This window comes from Microbacterium sp. P03 (assembly GCF_043556235.1).
In the GTDB taxonomy this organism is placed as follows: Bacteria; Actinomycetota; Actinomycetes; order Actinomycetales; family Microbacteriaceae; genus Microbacterium.
In genome coordinates this window covers 1,103,632-1,119,443 of sequence record NZ_JBIGIM010000001.1, presented here as the reverse complement: position 1 = coordinate 1,119,443, position 15,812 = coordinate 1,103,632, and the positions used below count along the sequence as shown (strand labels likewise).

The 15,812-nt window shown below is 69.1% G+C and carries 13 protein-coding genes; 5 read left to right on the top strand and 8 right to left on the bottom strand.

Features of this window, described 5'->3' with window-relative positions:
- Window positions 1-257: 257 nt before the first annotated feature.
- Window positions 258-1,745 (bottom strand): hypothetical protein, encoded by a 1,488-nt coding sequence (locus ACFXOO_RS05435; protein ID WP_394562967.1) that lies wholly within the window; start codon window positions 1,743-1,745, stop codon window positions 258-260.
- 131 nt (window positions 1,746-1,876) lie between these two features.
- On the opposite strand from ACFXOO_RS05435, the gene ACFXOO_RS05430 reads away from it, so the two are divergent.
- Together ACFXOO_RS05430 and ACFXOO_RS05425 are read left to right on the top strand one after the other, a co-directional pair.
- Window positions 1,877-2,440, top strand: coding sequence for an RNA polymerase sigma factor (locus ACFXOO_RS05430; RefSeq protein WP_394562965.1), 564 nt, complete (start codon window positions 1,877-1,879; stop codon window positions 2,438-2,440).
- On the top strand, window positions 2,437-3,618 hold the full coding sequence (locus tag ACFXOO_RS05425) for a DUF4349 domain-containing protein (RefSeq protein WP_394562963.1): 1,182 nt from the start codon (window positions 2,437-2,439) through the stop codon (window positions 3,616-3,618). The genes ACFXOO_RS05430 and ACFXOO_RS05425 overlap by 4 nt, the downstream gene beginning before the upstream one ends.
- Window positions 3,619-3,703: 85 nt before the next feature.
- Here the strand turns inward: ACFXOO_RS05425 and ACFXOO_RS05420 are convergent, their stop codons facing one another.
- From ACFXOO_RS05420 to ACFXOO_RS05410, 3 genes are all read right to left on the bottom strand, one after another.
- Window positions 3,704-4,657: an aldo/keto reductase gene (locus tag ACFXOO_RS05420; RefSeq protein WP_378839043.1), complete on the bottom strand. Its 954-nt coding sequence runs from the start codon at window positions 4,655-4,657 to the stop codon at window positions 3,704-3,706.
- Between the two features lie 74 nt (window positions 4,658-4,731).
- Window positions 4,732-6,150 carry an amidase gene (locus ACFXOO_RS05415; protein ID WP_378850803.1) on the bottom strand — a complete coding sequence of 473 codons (1,419 nt, stop codon included), beginning with the start codon at window positions 6,148-6,150 and terminating at the stop codon, window positions 4,732-4,734.
- Complete coding sequence (locus ACFXOO_RS05410; protein WP_394562961.1) at window positions 6,147-6,599, bottom strand: NUDIX hydrolase; 453 nt, start codon at window positions 6,597-6,599, stop codon at window positions 6,147-6,149. The genes ACFXOO_RS05415 and ACFXOO_RS05410 overlap by 4 nt, the downstream gene beginning before the upstream one ends.
- A 103-nt stretch (window positions 6,600-6,702) precedes the next feature.
- On the opposite strand from ACFXOO_RS05410, the gene ACFXOO_RS05405 reads away from it, so the two are divergent.
- Window positions 6,703-7,068, top strand: coding sequence for a DUF2834 domain-containing protein (locus ACFXOO_RS05405; RefSeq protein WP_378839036.1), 366 nt, complete (start codon window positions 6,703-6,705; stop codon window positions 7,066-7,068).
- Window positions 7,069-7,070: 2 nt separating this feature from the next.
- Here ACFXOO_RS05405 and ACFXOO_RS05400 read toward each other — a convergent pair whose 3' ends face one another.
- Window positions 7,071-7,625 (bottom strand): NYN domain-containing protein, encoded by a 555-nt coding sequence (locus tag ACFXOO_RS05400; RefSeq protein ID WP_378839034.1) that lies wholly within the window; start codon window positions 7,623-7,625, stop codon window positions 7,071-7,073.
- A 236-nt stretch (window positions 7,626-7,861) separates the two neighbouring features.
- On the opposite strand from ACFXOO_RS05400, the gene ACFXOO_RS05395 reads away from it, so the two are divergent.
- A complete protein-coding gene (locus tag ACFXOO_RS05395) occupies window positions 7,862-8,854 on the top strand; it encodes a lytic transglycosylase domain-containing protein (protein ID WP_394562960.1) in 993 nt (330 codons plus the stop codon).
- Between the two features lie 81 nt (window positions 8,855-8,935).
- Here ACFXOO_RS05395 and ACFXOO_RS05390 read toward each other — a convergent pair whose 3' ends face one another.
- From ACFXOO_RS05390 to ACFXOO_RS05380, 3 genes are all read right to left on the bottom strand, one after another.
- Window positions 8,936-10,642 carry an ABC1 kinase family protein gene (locus tag ACFXOO_RS05390; RefSeq protein ID WP_394562959.1) on the bottom strand — a complete coding sequence of 569 codons (1,707 nt, stop codon included), beginning with the start codon at window positions 10,640-10,642 and terminating at the stop codon, window positions 8,936-8,938.
- 37 nt (window positions 10,643-10,679) lie between these two features.
- On the bottom strand, window positions 10,680-11,249 hold the full coding sequence (locus ACFXOO_RS05385) for a PadR family transcriptional regulator (RefSeq protein WP_378839026.1): 570 nt from the start codon (window positions 11,247-11,249) through the stop codon (window positions 10,680-10,682).
- A gap of 122 nt (window positions 11,250-11,371) precedes the next feature.
- On the bottom strand, window positions 11,372-11,716 hold the full coding sequence (locus ACFXOO_RS05380; RefSeq protein WP_378839024.1) for a DUF2200 domain-containing protein: 345 nt from the start codon (window positions 11,714-11,716) through the stop codon (window positions 11,372-11,374).
- Window positions 11,717-12,004: 288 nt separating this feature from the next.
- Between ACFXOO_RS05380 and ACFXOO_RS05375 the strand changes: the two genes are divergently transcribed.
- Window positions 12,005-15,784 carry a hypothetical protein gene (locus ACFXOO_RS05375; protein WP_394562958.1) on the top strand — a complete coding sequence of 1,260 codons (3,780 nt, stop codon included), beginning with the start codon at window positions 12,005-12,007 and terminating at the stop codon, window positions 15,782-15,784.
- The last annotated feature ends 28 nt before the right edge of the window (window positions 15,785-15,812 follow it).

Here is a 15,812-nt window from a genome sequence, read left to right as displayed (position 1 = left end):
CCTTTCCGGGGTGCACAGCAGATCGAGAGTCTCTCCCCCGCAGCATCCGAGTCGCGATGCCGCGGTGCGCGCCCGGGACCCCGACGACGGAGTCCGTGATGACGGACGCGCAAGGACGGGATACTCCCCCTCGCGGCCCTCAGGATACCGCGCGCTCGCCATCCGTCGCGGTCGCGACCGATTCCGTCACGCGATTGTTCGATAGCGAGCCCCGCGGCACGGACCCGGTGGCGCCTCGACGAGCAGGAGATCGATGGTCAGTCGCCGAGCGGGTCGACGGTCAGCGAATATCGCAGAACGATGTTTCCGCCGTCTACGAGCACCTCGGAAGGGGCGAACGCGCCCGTGAGACTGTCGATCACGGACGTTCCCGCCGCGGTGTACTGGCCCGCGTCCACGAGTGGAGCGCCGCCGACCGAGGCCACAGCGACCTGCCTGACGACGGACCCCTCTTCGCCGTCGATGACCGGGAAGCCGTCGACGACGACCTCGCCCCCCGCGGCCAGCGATCCGAGGATCAGGGCGATCCGGCTGTCGACGCGACCCGCGGACAGCAGTACGCGGTCGATGTCGGAGACGGCGAGGCCGGGGTTGCGCGAGACCTCCGCGCCGTACTCCGCGCGTGTGGCGGTCGCGCGGGCAGCCGTCGCCGCCGCGACCACAGCGCCTTCCGGGGACACCCTGCGGATCTCGACGCGCTGCGCGCCTTCCCCGAACGCCGCGACCACGGAGGAGTTCTGGATCGCCTGCGCGATGGCGGGCACACCCGTCGTGCGCATCTCTTCGGTGGCGACGACGAAATCGACGGCCCTCCAATTCGCGACCGGGGTCGACGGATCGGTGATCACCCGTTCACTCGCCGAGACGTTGTCATAGATCCATGACTGCGCTGCCGCCGCGCCCGCATCGCCGGACGCCCCCGCCGACACGGACGACCCGCCGTCGGACAGCGCCTGCTGCGGCGGCACGTTCGCGCCGTTGATCGTCAGCACGACCGCGGCGACCGTGACGATGGGCGCGATGATGATCGCCGGCAGCCACTTCTTGACACGTGACGGCCGGGTGCCGAACTCGTTCTGTCGAGGCCAGGTCTTCGACGGGGGTGCGGCATCCGTCGGCTTCTTCGCCACGAACGCACCCGAATGCTCAGTCGTCGGTCGCTCGGGTTCGGCGCGGGAAGAATCCACCGGCCACCACGTGATCGGCGGAAGTGCGGCGACCTGTGGTGGGGACGCAGCCGCCCGCGCAGGGCCCTCGCGGCGGTCTGGAACGTCGGTGGATGCCGTCGGGTCCGGCGCGTGCACGGTGGACGACGCGTCGACCGCTGACGCGTCGACCTGCGACTGCTCGATCGGCGAATCCTGCGCCGGATGCACCGGCGTCGCGTCGATCTTCTGAGCCGCGGCCACGCGGGGCCGAGCGGGCTTCTTCGAGGATGCGCGGGGCTTCTGCGGCGGCTTCTTGGAAGCCGACTTCGATGTCGGCTTGGGCGTAGGTTTCGACGACGACGACGACGACGGCGACGTCGCCGGAGTCGGGCTCGCCACGCGGGCCGCGCCGGGACGCGACGGAGTCGGCTTCTTCGCGTCGCGCTGATTCGCGGCGGTCTTCCGGGGCGGTTTCCGGCTGGATCCCTGCGCGGGCGCCGGAGCCCCGTCTACAGACGAGGTCGCGCCGCTGGGCGCGCGGGAGAGGGACTTCTTCGACGCGGAGGGACGCGCGGACGCCTCGGGTTTGGCGGTCATACGCGATATTCGGAGTGCGCCGTCGAACGGATTGCCCGCCGACTGAGACGATCCGTCGTCGGTCGACACTTACCGGGTGAGAGACGAATCGCAAGAATGGTTCCGCTCGGGTCGTCGATGGAGGGACGGAGATGCCGGTACACGAGGAGCGTGGCGACGCGTTGCTGATGGCCCGAGCGGCCGGAGGCAGCGAGCACGCTTTCCGCGCGTTGTACCGCGCCTACGTGCGTCCGGTGTACTGGCTCGCGCACGGACTCGTCGGCAACGACGCGGACGCGCAGGATGTCACGCAGGAGACGTTCCTGGCGGCGTGGCGGAAGCTGCCCGGCATGGAATTGGCCGGCGAGTCCGCGCTGCCATGGCTGATCACCATCTGCCGCTTCCAGTGCGCCAACCGCATCCGGCGGCAGCAGCGCGATCGTCGTCACACGACGACGGCCGTCGACGACACCGTGCCGGACACCGTGGACGTCGCGCAGCAGGTCATAGACGGCGAACTGGCCGAACGCATCCTGCGGGAGGTACGCGGCCTGAGCGACCTCGATCGTGACATCTTCCGGCTGTGCGCCACCGAGGGGTTCGGCTATCAAGCCGCTGCCGACCACCTCGGCGTCACCCATGGCGTGGTGCGCAATCGTCTCTCCCGCATCCGCACCCAGCTGCGGACCGTCGTCAGCGAAACGGAGAGCTCATGAACACGTCCGATCCCGAGAACGGTGAACCCCAGGCCGGCCGGCCGGGACGAGGGGCGGATGCCTCGGCCACTCCCGATCTACCGGTCCTGAGCGCCGCACGCATCGACGAGATGGAGTCCGCGCTGTTCGCCGACATCGCCCGCGATCGGGCGAGCGCAACCGAAGACGCCGCGCGTCGTCATCGTCGACGCCGCCGCGCGTGGACCGGCGTGGGCGCAGCCGCAGCCGTCGTCATCGTGGCGGCGGTGATCTCACCGATGGTGCTCACTGCCGTGTCGGGCTCATCAGGCACGGCGTCGTCGGTGGCCGCGCCGGCCGTCGGGCAGGACGAGGTTTCCGGGCGGGCTGAGTCGGGGACGGATGCCGGGTCCTCGGTGTCGGACCTGGCGGGCGGTGAGTCCGCCAGTCTGCCCGCGGCCGACGGCGATCAGACGCGGCAGATCATCGCGACCGGTTCGGCGGCGGTGGCGGTCGACGACATCCGCGTGGCGATCCGCCAGATCGGTGACGCAGCCGTCGCATCGGGCGGTTTCGTCGAGTCGATGACGATCGGCCGATCGGGAGTCGTCACGCCGATCGACGGCTCCGGTGGAGCGTCTTACGACATGCTGCCGGTACCCGCCCCGACCGACGGCGGATGGATCTCGGTCCGCGTGCCATCGGACGAGCTGTCGGCCCTGATCGACACGTTGGGCGATTCCGGCGAGGTGACGGCGTCGTCGATCAGCCGCCAGGACGTGACCGACCAGAGCATCGACCTGCGGGCACGCATCGCCTCGGGTGAAGCGTCTGTCGCCCGTCTCACCGACCTGATGGCTCAGGCGGCGAGCGTGGGCGATCTGATCGCCGCGGAGGGCGCCCTCGCCGAGCGGCAGGCCACTCTGGAGTCGTACCAGCAGCAGCTCGACTACCTCCAGGGCCAGGTCAAGATGTCGACCTTGACGGTCACGGTCGTCCCCGCGACGGAAGCGGTGACCGCTGATCCGGCGGGCTTCGGCGATGGGCTGGCCGCAGGGTGGAACGGGCTGGTGGCGACACTGAACGGCATCGTGGTGGCGCTCGGCTTCCTGCTTCCCTGGCTCGTCGTGATCGCCATCATCGGCGGCGTCGTCTGGGCGATCACCCGAGCGGTGCGCGGTCGACGCGCACGCGTCGCGACGCCACCGTCCGACGACTGACCTGACAGCGAGTCGTCGAACGCCCTGCGACAGACGGAGGGCCGCGTCGTCGACGCGTCCCTCCGTGGACCGGCCCGAGGACGTCTCAGGCGCGGGCGGGATCCCAGGTGGACACGAGATCGAGTGCCCGGACCTCGTCGGCGGTGAGTTCCACGCGGGCTCCGTCGAGGAGATCCGCGACCTGCTCGACCCGTGACGCGCTCGCGATGGGGGCCGCGACCGTCGGCTGAGCCCGCAGCCATGCAAGAGCGGTGGCGGCGATCGAGACCCCGTGCGCGTCGCCGATCTCGGCGAGCTTGTCGACGATCGCGAGGCCCGCGGGCGTGGCGTACTTCGCAGCGCCCTCGGCACGGGGCGAACCCTGGCCCGCAGCATCCGTCGAACGGTACTTGCCGGTCAGGAATCCGCTCGCCAGCGCGTAATACGGCACCAAGCTCATCCCGAACTGCTCGGCGACCGGGATGATGCCCTCCTCGACCTCGTTGCGGTGCACGAGGTTGTAGTGCGGCTGGATGGCGACCGGGAGGGCGGAGCCGGCAGCCTGCGCCAGGTCGACCCACTGACGGATGCGGTCGGGCGTGTAGTTCGACACGGCCGTGTAGCGCACGAGGCCGTCCGCGACGAGCTCGCCGAAGGCCGCGACGGTCTCCTCGAGCGGGACGTCCTGGTCGTCGAAGTGTGCGTAGTAGAGGTCGATGGTGTCGACACCCAGACGACGGAGGGAAGCCTCCGCCGCGGCGCGGATGTTCTTGGCAGACAGCCCGGGGAAGTCGGGATGCTGGCTCACCTTCGTTGCGACGACCACACCCTCGGGTCGGCGTGACGCGAGCCATTCGCCGATGATGAGCTCGCTGTCACCCCCGGAGTTCCCGGGGACCCACGCGCTGTAAACGTCCGCGGTGTCGATGAAGTCGCCGCCGCCGGCCACGAACGCATCGAGGATCTCGAAGCTGGCTTCGCGGTCGGCTGTCCAGCCGAACACGTTGCCGCCGAGCGACAGGGGAAGGACGTCGAGGGAGCTGTTTCCGATACGGGTCATGAAGCCGATAACCGGGGGGCGATGCAGTTATTCCCCGGCCGTCGCTCGCCGCGGCGCCGTCAGCCGCGGCGCCGTCAGCCGAGGGTCGGCCGAGCCCCGCGACCGACTCCCGCCTCGAGGTCGCGCGCGGCTGCGAAGACGACCTCCTCCCCGTGCATGGGCCCGATCAGCTGTACGCCGGTCGGCATGCCGTCACCACCCTGGCCCGTCGGCAGAGCCACAGCGGGCAGCCCGAGCAGGTTCACCGCGACCGTGAGACGGATGTCGTGCCAGGCGCGCGTCGCCTCGTGGGGACCGCCGAGGTCGTAGTCGGGCGGACCCATTCGTGCTGTCGAGACCGGACCCAGGAGGACGGGCACATCTCGCTGCAGTCGAGCCCACTCCGAAGCGATGGCCGCGACCTCCGCCCATGCCGAGGCGTAGTCATGGGCGGTCTCGTAGGGCTGGGCGGCAGCGGTGCTCACGCGGAGGAACGACGTCGCAGACCTGCCGAGCGGCAATCCCAGAACTTCGGGATCGAGGGAGATGAGCATGTCGGTGCACGCGAGCCGGCGCCAGATCGCGGCGGCGTCTTCGAGGCGAGGAGCGTCGACGTCGATCACGTCCCACCCGGCGGAGCGCAGCGACGCGGCGGCGCGCGACAGTCCCGCAGCCACGTCGGGCGCCATGTCGGTGTCGGCACGGAGCACCCCTGCGCGGCGTGGCACCCGATCGGCGCGCAGCCCGACCACGTCGGCCGACACGGGGTCGTCGAGGTCGACCCCTCGGATGATGTCGAATACGCGGGCGAGATCGTCGATGGTGCGCGCGAGCGGGCCGTTCACCGAGAACTGCTGCAGCGTGAGGGCGACCGGATGCCCCGCGACCGCCGCACGGGGCACCCGGCCTCTCGACGGCCGCAGACCGCAGATGCCGACCGCGTAGGCGGGGAGGCGCAGTGAGCCGCCGAAGTCGTTGCCCAGTCCCACGGCACTCATGCCCGTGGCCACGGCGACGGCGTCGCCGCCGCTCGACCCGCCGGGACTCCGCCCTCGGTCCCAGGGGTTCATCGTCCGGCCGAAGAGATCGTTGTCGGTGTCCCAGCGCATGCCGAAGTCCGGCATGTTGCCCCTGCCGATCGGCACGGCTCCCGCAGCCCGCATGCGTCTCACGATCGTGGCGTCACGCGAGGGCACCGCGTCGGCGAGTCCGCGCCATCCGTTGGTCGTCGCCGACCAGGTCAGGTCGATGTTCTCCTTCACCGAGAAGGGCACGCCCGCGAGTGGTCCTGCGGGCACGCCCGAAGCGATCGCGTCATCGAGGGCGGATGCCTCGGCGCGGGCCCGCTCGGAGAACACGACGGTGAGCGCATTCAGGTCAGGATTGACGCGGTCGATCAGCCGGAGATGGGCCTCGACGACCTCGACGGCGGAGATCTTGCGCCCGGAGACGGCAGCGACCAGGTCTGCGGCCGTCCGCTGCGTCGGATCGACGTCGTGCGGGGCCGCGTTCACGGAGCGCGACCCGGCAGGTGCGACAGGATCCGTCTCACGTCCTCCGGGTCGAAGTCATCCTCGGACGCGGTGAGCTCGTTCGGGCTGAACCAGCGAACGTCGACGATGTCGTCCAGCTCGGAATCGGTCCAATGCTCTGACAGGGGCTCGAATCGCGGCACACGCAGCAGGAAGTACGTGGCATCCGTCTCGTCGTATTCGTGACCGGCGGGAAGCGCCCGCCGCTCGTGCCAGATCGGCTCCCCCAGCGACTCGACGCGCAGGCCCGTCTCTTCGTGGAGTTCGCGCACCGCGGCGGTGTGCACGTCCTCCCCCGGGTCGACGCCCCCGCCGGGAGTCAGCCACCGTTCGGGAAGGATGCGGTGGTCCCAGTGGGTCTTCATCAGCAGCACGGCATCGTCTTCATCGAGCACGATGATGCGGGCGGTGTGGCGGACGGTGGGGGGCACGCCGCGATGCTATCCCAGGCCCGTCCGGCAGCCGCTGTCTCCGTGCACGCGGATACGATGCACGTGACCGCTGCGTGCGCGGCGGTCGGAGCGAGGAGACTCGGTGAAGACGACATGGACACCGCTGGCCGTGGCCTACCTGGTGCTCGCGATCATCGGGCTCGTGGGGACGTTCGTGCTGAACGTGTGGAGCGTCGTGGAGGCGCGCAACTACCTCTCCGACGTGTTCGGCAGCGGTCCTGCCGTTTCGTCGATCGGTGTCGACCTGCTCGTGGTCGCCGTGGCGGGCAGCGTGCTGATCGTGGTCGAGGCACGCAGGCTCGGTATGAAGCGTGCGTGGCTGTACATCGTGCTGTCCGCCGTGACGGCGTTCGCGTTCACATTCCCGCTGTTCCTCGCGATGCGCGAGCGCGCTCTCGAGCGCCGTCGTCGGGGCGTCGCGACCGTGCCCACTCGCGACGGAGCGTGATCTCAGAGCAGGAAGGCGTTCGGATCGAACTCGTGGATGGGAATGACCCGCACACGAGGCAGAGGCGCATCGAAGACACGCGCATCGAACTCGAGATCGAACATCTGGATGCCGGGCACCGTGGAGAATCCGATGTTCCGGAACTCCTGGAAGGCGAGGAGTCCGACTCGGCGCTCGTGATCCGCCAGCACGGCGAGATCATCGAGGAAGTCTCCGTCGTGGCTGACGAGCATGACGTCGTCGTCCCGCTCCACCAGCGCCTGCAGCGTGCGCTGGATCGCGATGTCCACGACCTTCTCATCGGGGGCTCCGGAAAGCGGGATGACGCGGTAGTCCATGGCCTTCAGCGCCTGCACGAAGGTCATCGGGATTCCCGCTGAGGCATTGAGGAAGAAGAGGCCCTGCGCACGCTGGTTCCACGTCCGTGCGGCGAACGCGCTGACGCGATCCCATCGTGGTCGCTCCTCGGGCTGAGGCCGTCGGCCGAGGATGGAGGAGCCCAGCGTGGCATCGATGTTCTCCCCGTCGACCAGGACCCAGGTCACCCGTTCATTCACCCTGTGCTCCTCGCTCACGCCGGTCGGTGCTGCGAGTCTACGGTCGCGGAACGGCCGATCGGTGATGCGGTCAGCCTTCTGATCTGGCCTTTCCGCCTCCCCCCGCCGCACCGCGCCGTTCAGGCTATACACGGGAATCACTCAGACAAGGTGTGAATACTCGGCCACTTGCGTCCGCACGAGCGGATGCGCCGCGTCAGCCCGATGACGCCGCCACTCATACGGAACCCGGTTTCATGCGCTTCAGCACGTCTGCTCCTCCTGCCCGCCGCACCCGCCGTCGCACTGCGACCATCGCCGCCGGACTGGCGGTGAGCATTCTCGCGACGGCCGGCGTCACGGCGACGGCATCCGCCTCGCAGCCGTCCGCGTCGGGTTCGATCTCGCACTTCGCGCTCGCTTCGTACACGGTTGCACAGCCCGTCGTGCCCGGAACAGGCGGCGGCACCGACGCGGTGTCGGTCAAGGCCCGTCAGACCCTCGCCGCCGCGGACGACGCCCTCACCGGCGCCGCGTCGGTCACGTCCGACATCGCCGCATCCGGGCTCGATATCGGTGTCGCCGACGCATCCGTCGACACGTCCGAGCTCGCCGCCGCCGTCGCACGCCTTGCGGCCGCGCGCGGCGTGCCCACGCCCCTCGTGCCGCAGTTGACCGAGGACCTGAGCGAGCTCGTCGCCCCCGTCGCGACGCGCGCCGCTGACCTTCGCGGACGCCTCGACGCCGCGGTGCAGCTGAAGGCCGAGCAGGAAGCCGCGGCGAAGGCCCAGCGCGAGGCCGAAGAGGCCGCAGCTGCCGCGGCCGCCGCCGCCCGGGCTGCCGAAGAGGCTGCCGCGGCCGAGGCCGCAGCATCCGCTCCCGCATCGTCATCCCCGTCGAGCGCCGCTCCGGCCGCGCCTGCTCCGAGTTACGCGTCCGCCAACACCAGCGCCGGCGAGGCGCAGTCGATCGCGCGGGGCATGCTCGGCGGCTACGGCTGGGGCGACGACCAGTTCTCCTGCCTCGTCTCGTTGTGGAACCGCGAGTCCGGCTGGAACACGCGTGCAGCCAACCCCAGCGGCGCCTACGGCATCCCGCAGGCGCTGCCCGGCAGCAAGATGGCGTCGGCCGGCGCCGACTGGCAGACGAGCGCAGCGACGCAGATCGCCTGGGGCTTCGGCTACATCTCGGGGCGCTACGGCACTCCGTGCGGAGCGTGGTCCCACTCGGAGTCGGTCGGCTGGTACTGATCTCCCCCTGACGTACAGAGGCGGGTGACGGATGCTGCGGCATCCGGTCACCCGCCTCTTTCTTCGTGCGCGTTCCGCCGTTCAGCCTGCGCCGCGTCGGCCCACGGCGCCCGCCAGCAGAGCGTGCAGCAGGGGAATCGCCGACACCGACATCAGGACGGTGCCGAAGACCACGTCGTCGACGCGCAGCAGGATGCCGCCGAGGAAGAGCGCGGCGAAGAGCACGGCCGAGATGACGCGACGTCCGGTGCGCTCGAGGCCTGCCAAGCGGCGTTCGAGCCGAGGTGCCTGCACGGCGATACGACCATCTTCGAATCGGGTCGCGAGATCGTCGATACGCCGCGGCAGGCGAGCGACGACACCCGCTGCAGAACGTGCCTCCTTCACGAAGCCCTGGACGACGTTGCCGCTCTCCTCGCGGATGAGGCGGTTGGCGTACGGCTCGATGGCATCCCAGATGTTGAAGGCCGGGTCGAGGGCGCTGCAGTTGCCGGACACCAAGGACATCGCACGGATGATGAGCAGGAAGTTCTCCGGCAGCTGGAACGGCAGGGAGCGCACGACGTCGCCGAACTCGGTCGCGAATGCGCGGAACTCCCGTTCGTCCACCTGCTGCAGCTCGGCGAAGCCCATTCCTCCGAATCGTGCGAACAGCGCGGTCATCGCGCGTTCGAGCTCGGCTGTGTCGGCCGAGGGCAGCAGCACTCCGACATCGCGGATGCCGTCGACGAGTCCCTTGCCGTCGCGGGAGGCGGCGGCGATGATGAGGCGTCGCAGGCCTCGTCGGAGGCTCTCGGGGACCTCGCCCATCATGCCGAAGTCGATGAAGGTGAACGTCCATGACCGGCCCGCGGCATCCGTGCCCTCGGCTGCGTTCGCGCGCGGGGTCACGAAGATGTTGCCCGGATGCGGGTCTGCGTGGAAGAAGCCATCGGCGAACAGCTGGTCGAACATCACCGCGGCGAACTCCGCAGCCACCTCGGACGGGTCGATACCGGCCGCGCGGAGACCGTCGACGTCGCTGATCTTGATGGCCGTGACATCCTGCAGCGTCAAGACGCGGCGAGTGGTCCGCTCCCAGACGACGTCGGGAACGCCCACGCGCGGATCGTCGGCGAAGTCCGCGGCGAACCTCTCGGCATTCGCCGCCTCGTGCAGGTAGTCGATCTCCTCCAGGCTCGTCGCCGCGAACTCCTCGACGAGGGTGGGCATGTCGACACGGTCGGATACGAGACGCACCCGGCTGAGCCACCCGGCCACGCGACGCAGCGCCCGCAGGTCGACGTCGACGATCTGGTCGATCCCCGGCCGCTGGATCTTGACGACGATCTCCGTCATCCCCGTCGCGGCCGCATCCGCATCGGAGAGGAGCCCACGATGGGCCTGTCCGAGCGACGCGGCGGCGAGCGGTGTGGGGTCGATGAAGGCGTACGCACGTTCCAGTGGCACGCCCAGCTCCGTTTCCGCCAGCAGGCGGATGGCCGCGAACGGCACGGGCGGCACTTCGTCCTGCAGTCCTTCGAGCTCCTTGGTGATCTCCGGGGGCAGGACGTCGAGGCGCGACGACATGAACTGACCGACCTTGATCATGAGTCCGCCGAGATCGACGGCGAGCACGTGGAAGCGCTGGGCGATCCTCTGCAGGCGGCGGGTGCGGTGGCGCGCCGAGACCCAGGACAGGCCCAGGCGGGGCAGAAACAGTTCGAACCACCACGCCTGGACCAGATAGCGCGCCGCGAATCGCGTGATTCGGCGGTACCGGGCGCGCATGTCACCGACGTCGGTCATCGATTCTCCTTGATGCCGACGTGCTGCGGGCACTCGGTCAGTCCTGGGCGAGGATGGAGAAGAGCTTACGTCGCGCTTCGTCCAGAACGTCGACCGCCTGCTTCACCTGCGCCGGGCTACCCGACCGGCCCACCTGGGCGACGGCCTGAGCCAGGTCGATGCCCGCCTTCGGGAGCGCGCCCGCGCGCGTGCTGTCGCGGTGGCCCGTGGTCTCCCACGGAACGGAGCGGTCCGCGGAAGCCTCGTAGACGGCTCGCCCCGCCTCGGTCAGCGAGTAGGTCTTTCGACCGTCGGACTCCTGCGCACTGATGAGGCCCTCATCGGCGAGGAGCTGCAGGGTGGGGTACACCGATCCGGGACTGGGCTTCCATGCTCCGGCGCTGCGCTCTTCGATCTGCTGGATGATCTGGTAGCCGTGCATCGGCTTCTCGGCGAGAAGCGCGAGCACCGATGCGCGCACGTCTCCGCGCCCGACGCGGGTGCCGGCCTTCTGCTCGAACTGGCCGCGCAACTGCTCCATGGCCTCCCAGATGCCGCCCATCGGCCAGCTCTGGCTGTTGCCCTTGCCGCGTCCGGCGAACGCGTCTCCCATGAATGAACCGCTCATGATCGTCTCCTTTGGGCTGGACCGTCGGAAGGTTCAGCGATATACAACGATATATCGTTGACGGGCGGATCGGGTCGCTAAAGAGCTCTTCTTCGGACGTGCGCGAGGGGCCTTCGGCCGAGTCAGCTCGCGCGGAGGACCTTGTCCATGGCCTTGCCTCTGGCCAGTTCGTCGACCAGCTTGTCGAGGTAACGGATGTTCTGCATCAGCGGGTCCTCGATCTGCTCGACGCGGATGCCGCAGATCACGCCGGTGATCTGCGCAGCCTTCGGGTTCACGCGCGCGGTGGCGAAGAACTGCTCGAAGGTCGTCTCCTCGTCGAGGTGCGTCCGGAGGGCCTCGCCGTCGAACCCGGTGAGCCACTCGATCACCTCGTCGAGCTCCTCCTGGGTTCGGCCTTTGCGCTCTACTTTCGCCACGTAGTGCGGGTAGACCGCGGCGAAGGGAGTGGCGAAGATCCTGTGCACGCTGTCAGCGTAGCGACCGTGACCCTGATACGGCAGGCCCCGGTGCCGCGCGGGCGCTGCCCACCGCCGAGCGCGCGGGTCCGTGCCGGGCGCACGCGATGGTCGCGCACCGATGTCGTGCGCCCGGCGATGTGTCGTGCGCTCCTGCGGACGGACAGGCTTCATCCGAAGCCTCCTTGACGTGGGCCCTTGGTCGGGTGAGGATGAGAAAGCGTTTTATCGGGAAACGCTTTCCTGGCCGGCGAAGATGTCGTCAAGCGGGTCGCGTCACATATCGAAGGAGATTCCGTGCGCTCTACTGGTCGTTCCCATCGGACGAGACCGGTCGTCACCTCGGCGATCGTCGCGGCGCTGATCGCGGCATCCGCCGCCGGCTCCTCGTCTCCCGCGCACGCGGCGGACGACGTCGATCTCGCCTTCGACTTCGGCGGACCGTCGACGCCGGTGGCGTCCGGCTGGTCGGGAGTCCACCCCGGCACCACGTACTCCGTGGAGCGGGGGTACGGGTTCACCACCGCTCCCGCGGCGAACGGTTTCCGTGATCGCGGTGGCGATGACGCCATGCTCCGCGACTTCACGATCGGCAACGGCCAGGTGTTCGCGGCCGACGTGCCGAACGGGACCTACGAAGTGACGACCTGGGCCGGAGACCTGATCGCGGGCAACGGGACCAACTTCGACATCGAAGGCACGCCGTTCAGCGGGCCGCGCACGACGAGCGGCCAGATCCACGAGCAGGCGTTCCCCGCCGTGTCCGTCTCGGACGGCCAGCTCAACATCCGGGTGACCGGTGGCGACGGCCGCATCAACGGGGTCAGGGTCCAGACGCCGCTCGCGGCACCCGCCGCCCTCGTCGCGACCGTCGACGCCGCCGCAGAAACGGTCGATCTCTCCTGGGAGGCCGTCGCCGGTGCCTCCTCCTACGCGATCCTCCGAGCCGCCTCCGGCGGCGAGCCTGCCGAAATCGCACGCGTCGCTGCTGCGGGGACGCCGACGTTCGTCGATGACGGCGTGGAACTCGGCGCCTCCTATACCTACTCCGTCGCCACGGTGAAGGGCGAACGGGTCTCGCGCGCGGGCGAACAGGTCACCGTCTCCGTCGTCGACACGTCCGTGGCGCCCCCCGCAGCCCCCACGGGTGTGCAGACGACCTCGATCGATCGCCACAGTGCGACCATCCGCTGGGATGACGCCCAGGACGCGACGCAGTGGCAGGTCCTGCGGTCCACGCGTGCGGACATCCCCTTCGCACTCGTGGCGACCGTCGATGCACCGACCTTCACCGATTCCGATGTGCTGACAACGCGGCCCTATCTCTACAAGATCGTCGCGCAGAACGCGGGCGGATCCTCGGAGCCGACCGCGCACGCCACGGAGGTGGCGACGACTCTCGTCCGCCAGGTCGAATACCTCGACCGCGCTCCCGTCGCCGTGCAGACCGCAGAGGGTGTCTACCTGGGGTGGAGGCTGCTCGGGTTGGATGATCGCGCACTCGCCTTCGACGTCTATCGGGACGGTGTGAAGATCACCACGGCGCCGATCACCCAGACCACGAACTTCGTCGACGCGGACGGTGACACGGATTCCCGGTATCTGGTCACCACGACCGACGGTGACCGCGAGATCTCGGTGACCGACGAGTTCGGCGTCTGGGATCAGCAATATCTCGACATCCCGCTGAGCAAACCCGCCGATGCGACGCTCCCGGACGGGAAGGTGGTGACCTACTCCCCCGGTGATGGAACGGTGGGTGATGTCGACGGCGACGGTCAGTACGAACTGGTGTTCCTGTGGAGCCCCTCCCTCTCGAAGGACAACTCGCAGAGCGGGTACACCGGCAACGTCTACGCGGAGGCGGTCGAGTTCGACGGCACGAGCCTGTGGCGCGTCGACCTCGGCGTGAACATCCGAGCGGGTGCTCACTACACGCAGCTCGAGGTGTTCGACTTCGACTCCGACGGTGCTGCTGAGGTGGCCTTCAAGACCGCGGACGGCACCGTCGACGGTACCGGCGCCGTCATCGGAGACCCGACGGCGGACCACCGCAACTCCGGCGGCTACATCCTGAGCGGTCCGGAATACCTCACGGTGTTCGACGGGCGCTCCGGGGCCGCGATCGACACCGTCGACTACGCACCCGGTCGAGGCGACGTCGGCTCGTGGGGAGACACGTACGGCAACCGCGTCGATCGCTTCCTGGCCGGCGTCGCCTACCTGGACGGGGAGCATCCCTCCCTCGTGACGAGCCGCGGTTACTACACGCGCACGGTCATCGTGGCCTGGGACCTGGTGGGCGGCGAGCTCGTGGAGCGATGGACCTTCGATTCGGACGAGGCGGGCACGCAGTACGAGGGACAGGGGAACCACCAGTTCGTGCCGGCGGACGTGGATCGAGACGGTCTCGACGAGATCGTCTTCGGGGCGATGACGATCGACGACGACGGGACGCCGCTCTACAACACGCGCCTCTTCCACGGCGACGCACTGCACGTGGGCGACTTCGACCCGCAGCGCGCCGGCCTGGAGGTGTTCGGAGTGCACGAGGACGTTTCGGGCAACGGTGGGATCGGAGCATCGTTCCGCGACGCCGAGACGGGGAGCGTGCTGTGGACGACGACGGCAGCGAAAGACACCGGCCGAGGAGTGGCGGCGGACATCGACCCGACGAGTCCCGGGGCCGAAGCGTGGAACATCGGCGGAGACGCTGCCTGGAACTCGCCCGTCGGCTCGCTGAAATCGGCCACGGGTGACCAGCTGTCGACCGACATCCCCGCGGCGAACTTCGTCACGTGGTGGGACGGCGACCTGTCGCGGGAGATCACCGACCACGACTATGACGTGGCGACGTCGACCGGAGTGCCGACGATCTCGAAATGGGATGCCGCGACGAAAACGGAGACCGAGCTGCTCAGAATGGACGGAACGTCGACGAACAACACCACGAAAGGCAACCCCGTCGTGCAGGCCGACCTGTTCGGCGACTGGCGGGAAGAGGTCGCCGTTCGACACGCGGACGGCACCGGCATCCGGATCTATACGACGACGGATGCCACGGACAGTCGTCTGCCGACGCTCATGCACGATTCTCAGTACCGGGTCGGCGTCGCCGGACAGAACTCCGCGTACAACCAACCGCCGAACCCCTCGTTCTTCATCGGGACCGGGATGGCGGTGCCGCCGCCGGCGTCGATCAGCTACGTCGCGGCTCCGGCGGTCGACGAGTCGGGACCGATCATCTCCGGGCTGCCCGAAGGCCCGGTGAACGCCGACCGGCCTCTGCAGCTCGCGATCAGGGCAGATGACCCGGAGAGCGGCATCCGTTCTCTGACCGTCAGCGTCGACGGGGCCGAGGTGGCCGCGGATGCGGAGATCAATCTCGCGGCGCTCGGCCTCGCCGGCGACGTGTCCGTCGTGGCGACCGCGACGAATCACGCTGGGCTCGTCACGACCGCCACCACCTCCGTGCTCGTCGTCCCGGCGAGCGGCGCCGCATCGGCGCCCGGACGTGGGACCCTGTCGAACACGAGTGGGCGAGCCTATGGTCTGCACGACGGCGACTACGACGTGGTGATGAATCTGTGGTGGGGAACTCCCGGGACGATCTTCCGGCTGTACGAGAACGGAGCCCTGGTGACGACGCGGGTGCTCGATGGGACCACCGGGATGTCACAGACGACCGGCGTCAGCTTCGCAGACAAGCCCGACGGCACCTACGTGTACACGGCCGAGCTGATCAACACGAAGGGCGCGACCGCCACGACGAAGACGACCGTCACCGTCATCCATGCAGCGCCTGCCGTGCCTGTGGTCTCGCACGACAATTGGGACGGCGATGGCTCGTTCCGCGCGACCGCCGACCTGTGGTGGGGAACGAACGCGACGTCGTACCGGTTCGAGCTCGATGGCGTCGTCGTGGGGTCCGGTGAGCTCCGCGCGTCCTCACCTTCCGCGCAGCGCGCGTCGCTCGCCCTGGCGGGGGTCGCGGCGGGTGCGCACACACTGACGGCGGTCTTCGTGAATGGCAACGGCGAGACCGCGTCGAAGCCGGTCACGGTGATCGTCCGCTGAGCACCGCCACTGCCCGGGCAGCGGGTCG

Excerpts from the sequence above, each read along its gene's own strand:
- ACFXOO_RS05420 (WP_378839043.1), bottom strand. The coding sequence starts at position 4,657 with ATGACCCGTATCGGAAACAGCTCCCTCGACGTCCTTCCCCTGTCGCTC.
- ACFXOO_RS05435 (WP_394562967.1), bottom strand. The coding sequence starts at position 1,745 with ATGACCGCCAAACCCGAGGCGTCCGCGCGTCCCTCCGCGTCGAAGAAG.
- ACFXOO_RS05430 (WP_394562965.1), top strand. The coding sequence starts at position 1,877 with ATGCCGGTACACGAGGAGCGTGGCGACGCGTTGCTGATGGCCCGAGCG.
- ACFXOO_RS05425 (WP_394562963.1), top strand. The coding sequence starts at position 2,437 with ATGAACACGTCCGATCCCGAGAACGGTGAACCCCAGGCCGGCCGGCCG.
- ACFXOO_RS05390 (WP_394562959.1), bottom strand. The coding sequence starts at position 10,642 with ATGACCGACGTCGGTGACATGCGCGCCCGGTACCGCCGAATCACGCGA.
- ACFXOO_RS05385 (WP_378839026.1), bottom strand. The coding sequence starts at position 11,249 with ATGAGCGGTTCATTCATGGGAGACGCGTTCGCCGGACGCGGCAAGGGC.
- ACFXOO_RS05395 (WP_394562960.1), top strand. The coding sequence starts at position 7,862 with ATGCGCTTCAGCACGTCTGCTCCTCCTGCCCGCCGCACCCGCCGTCGC.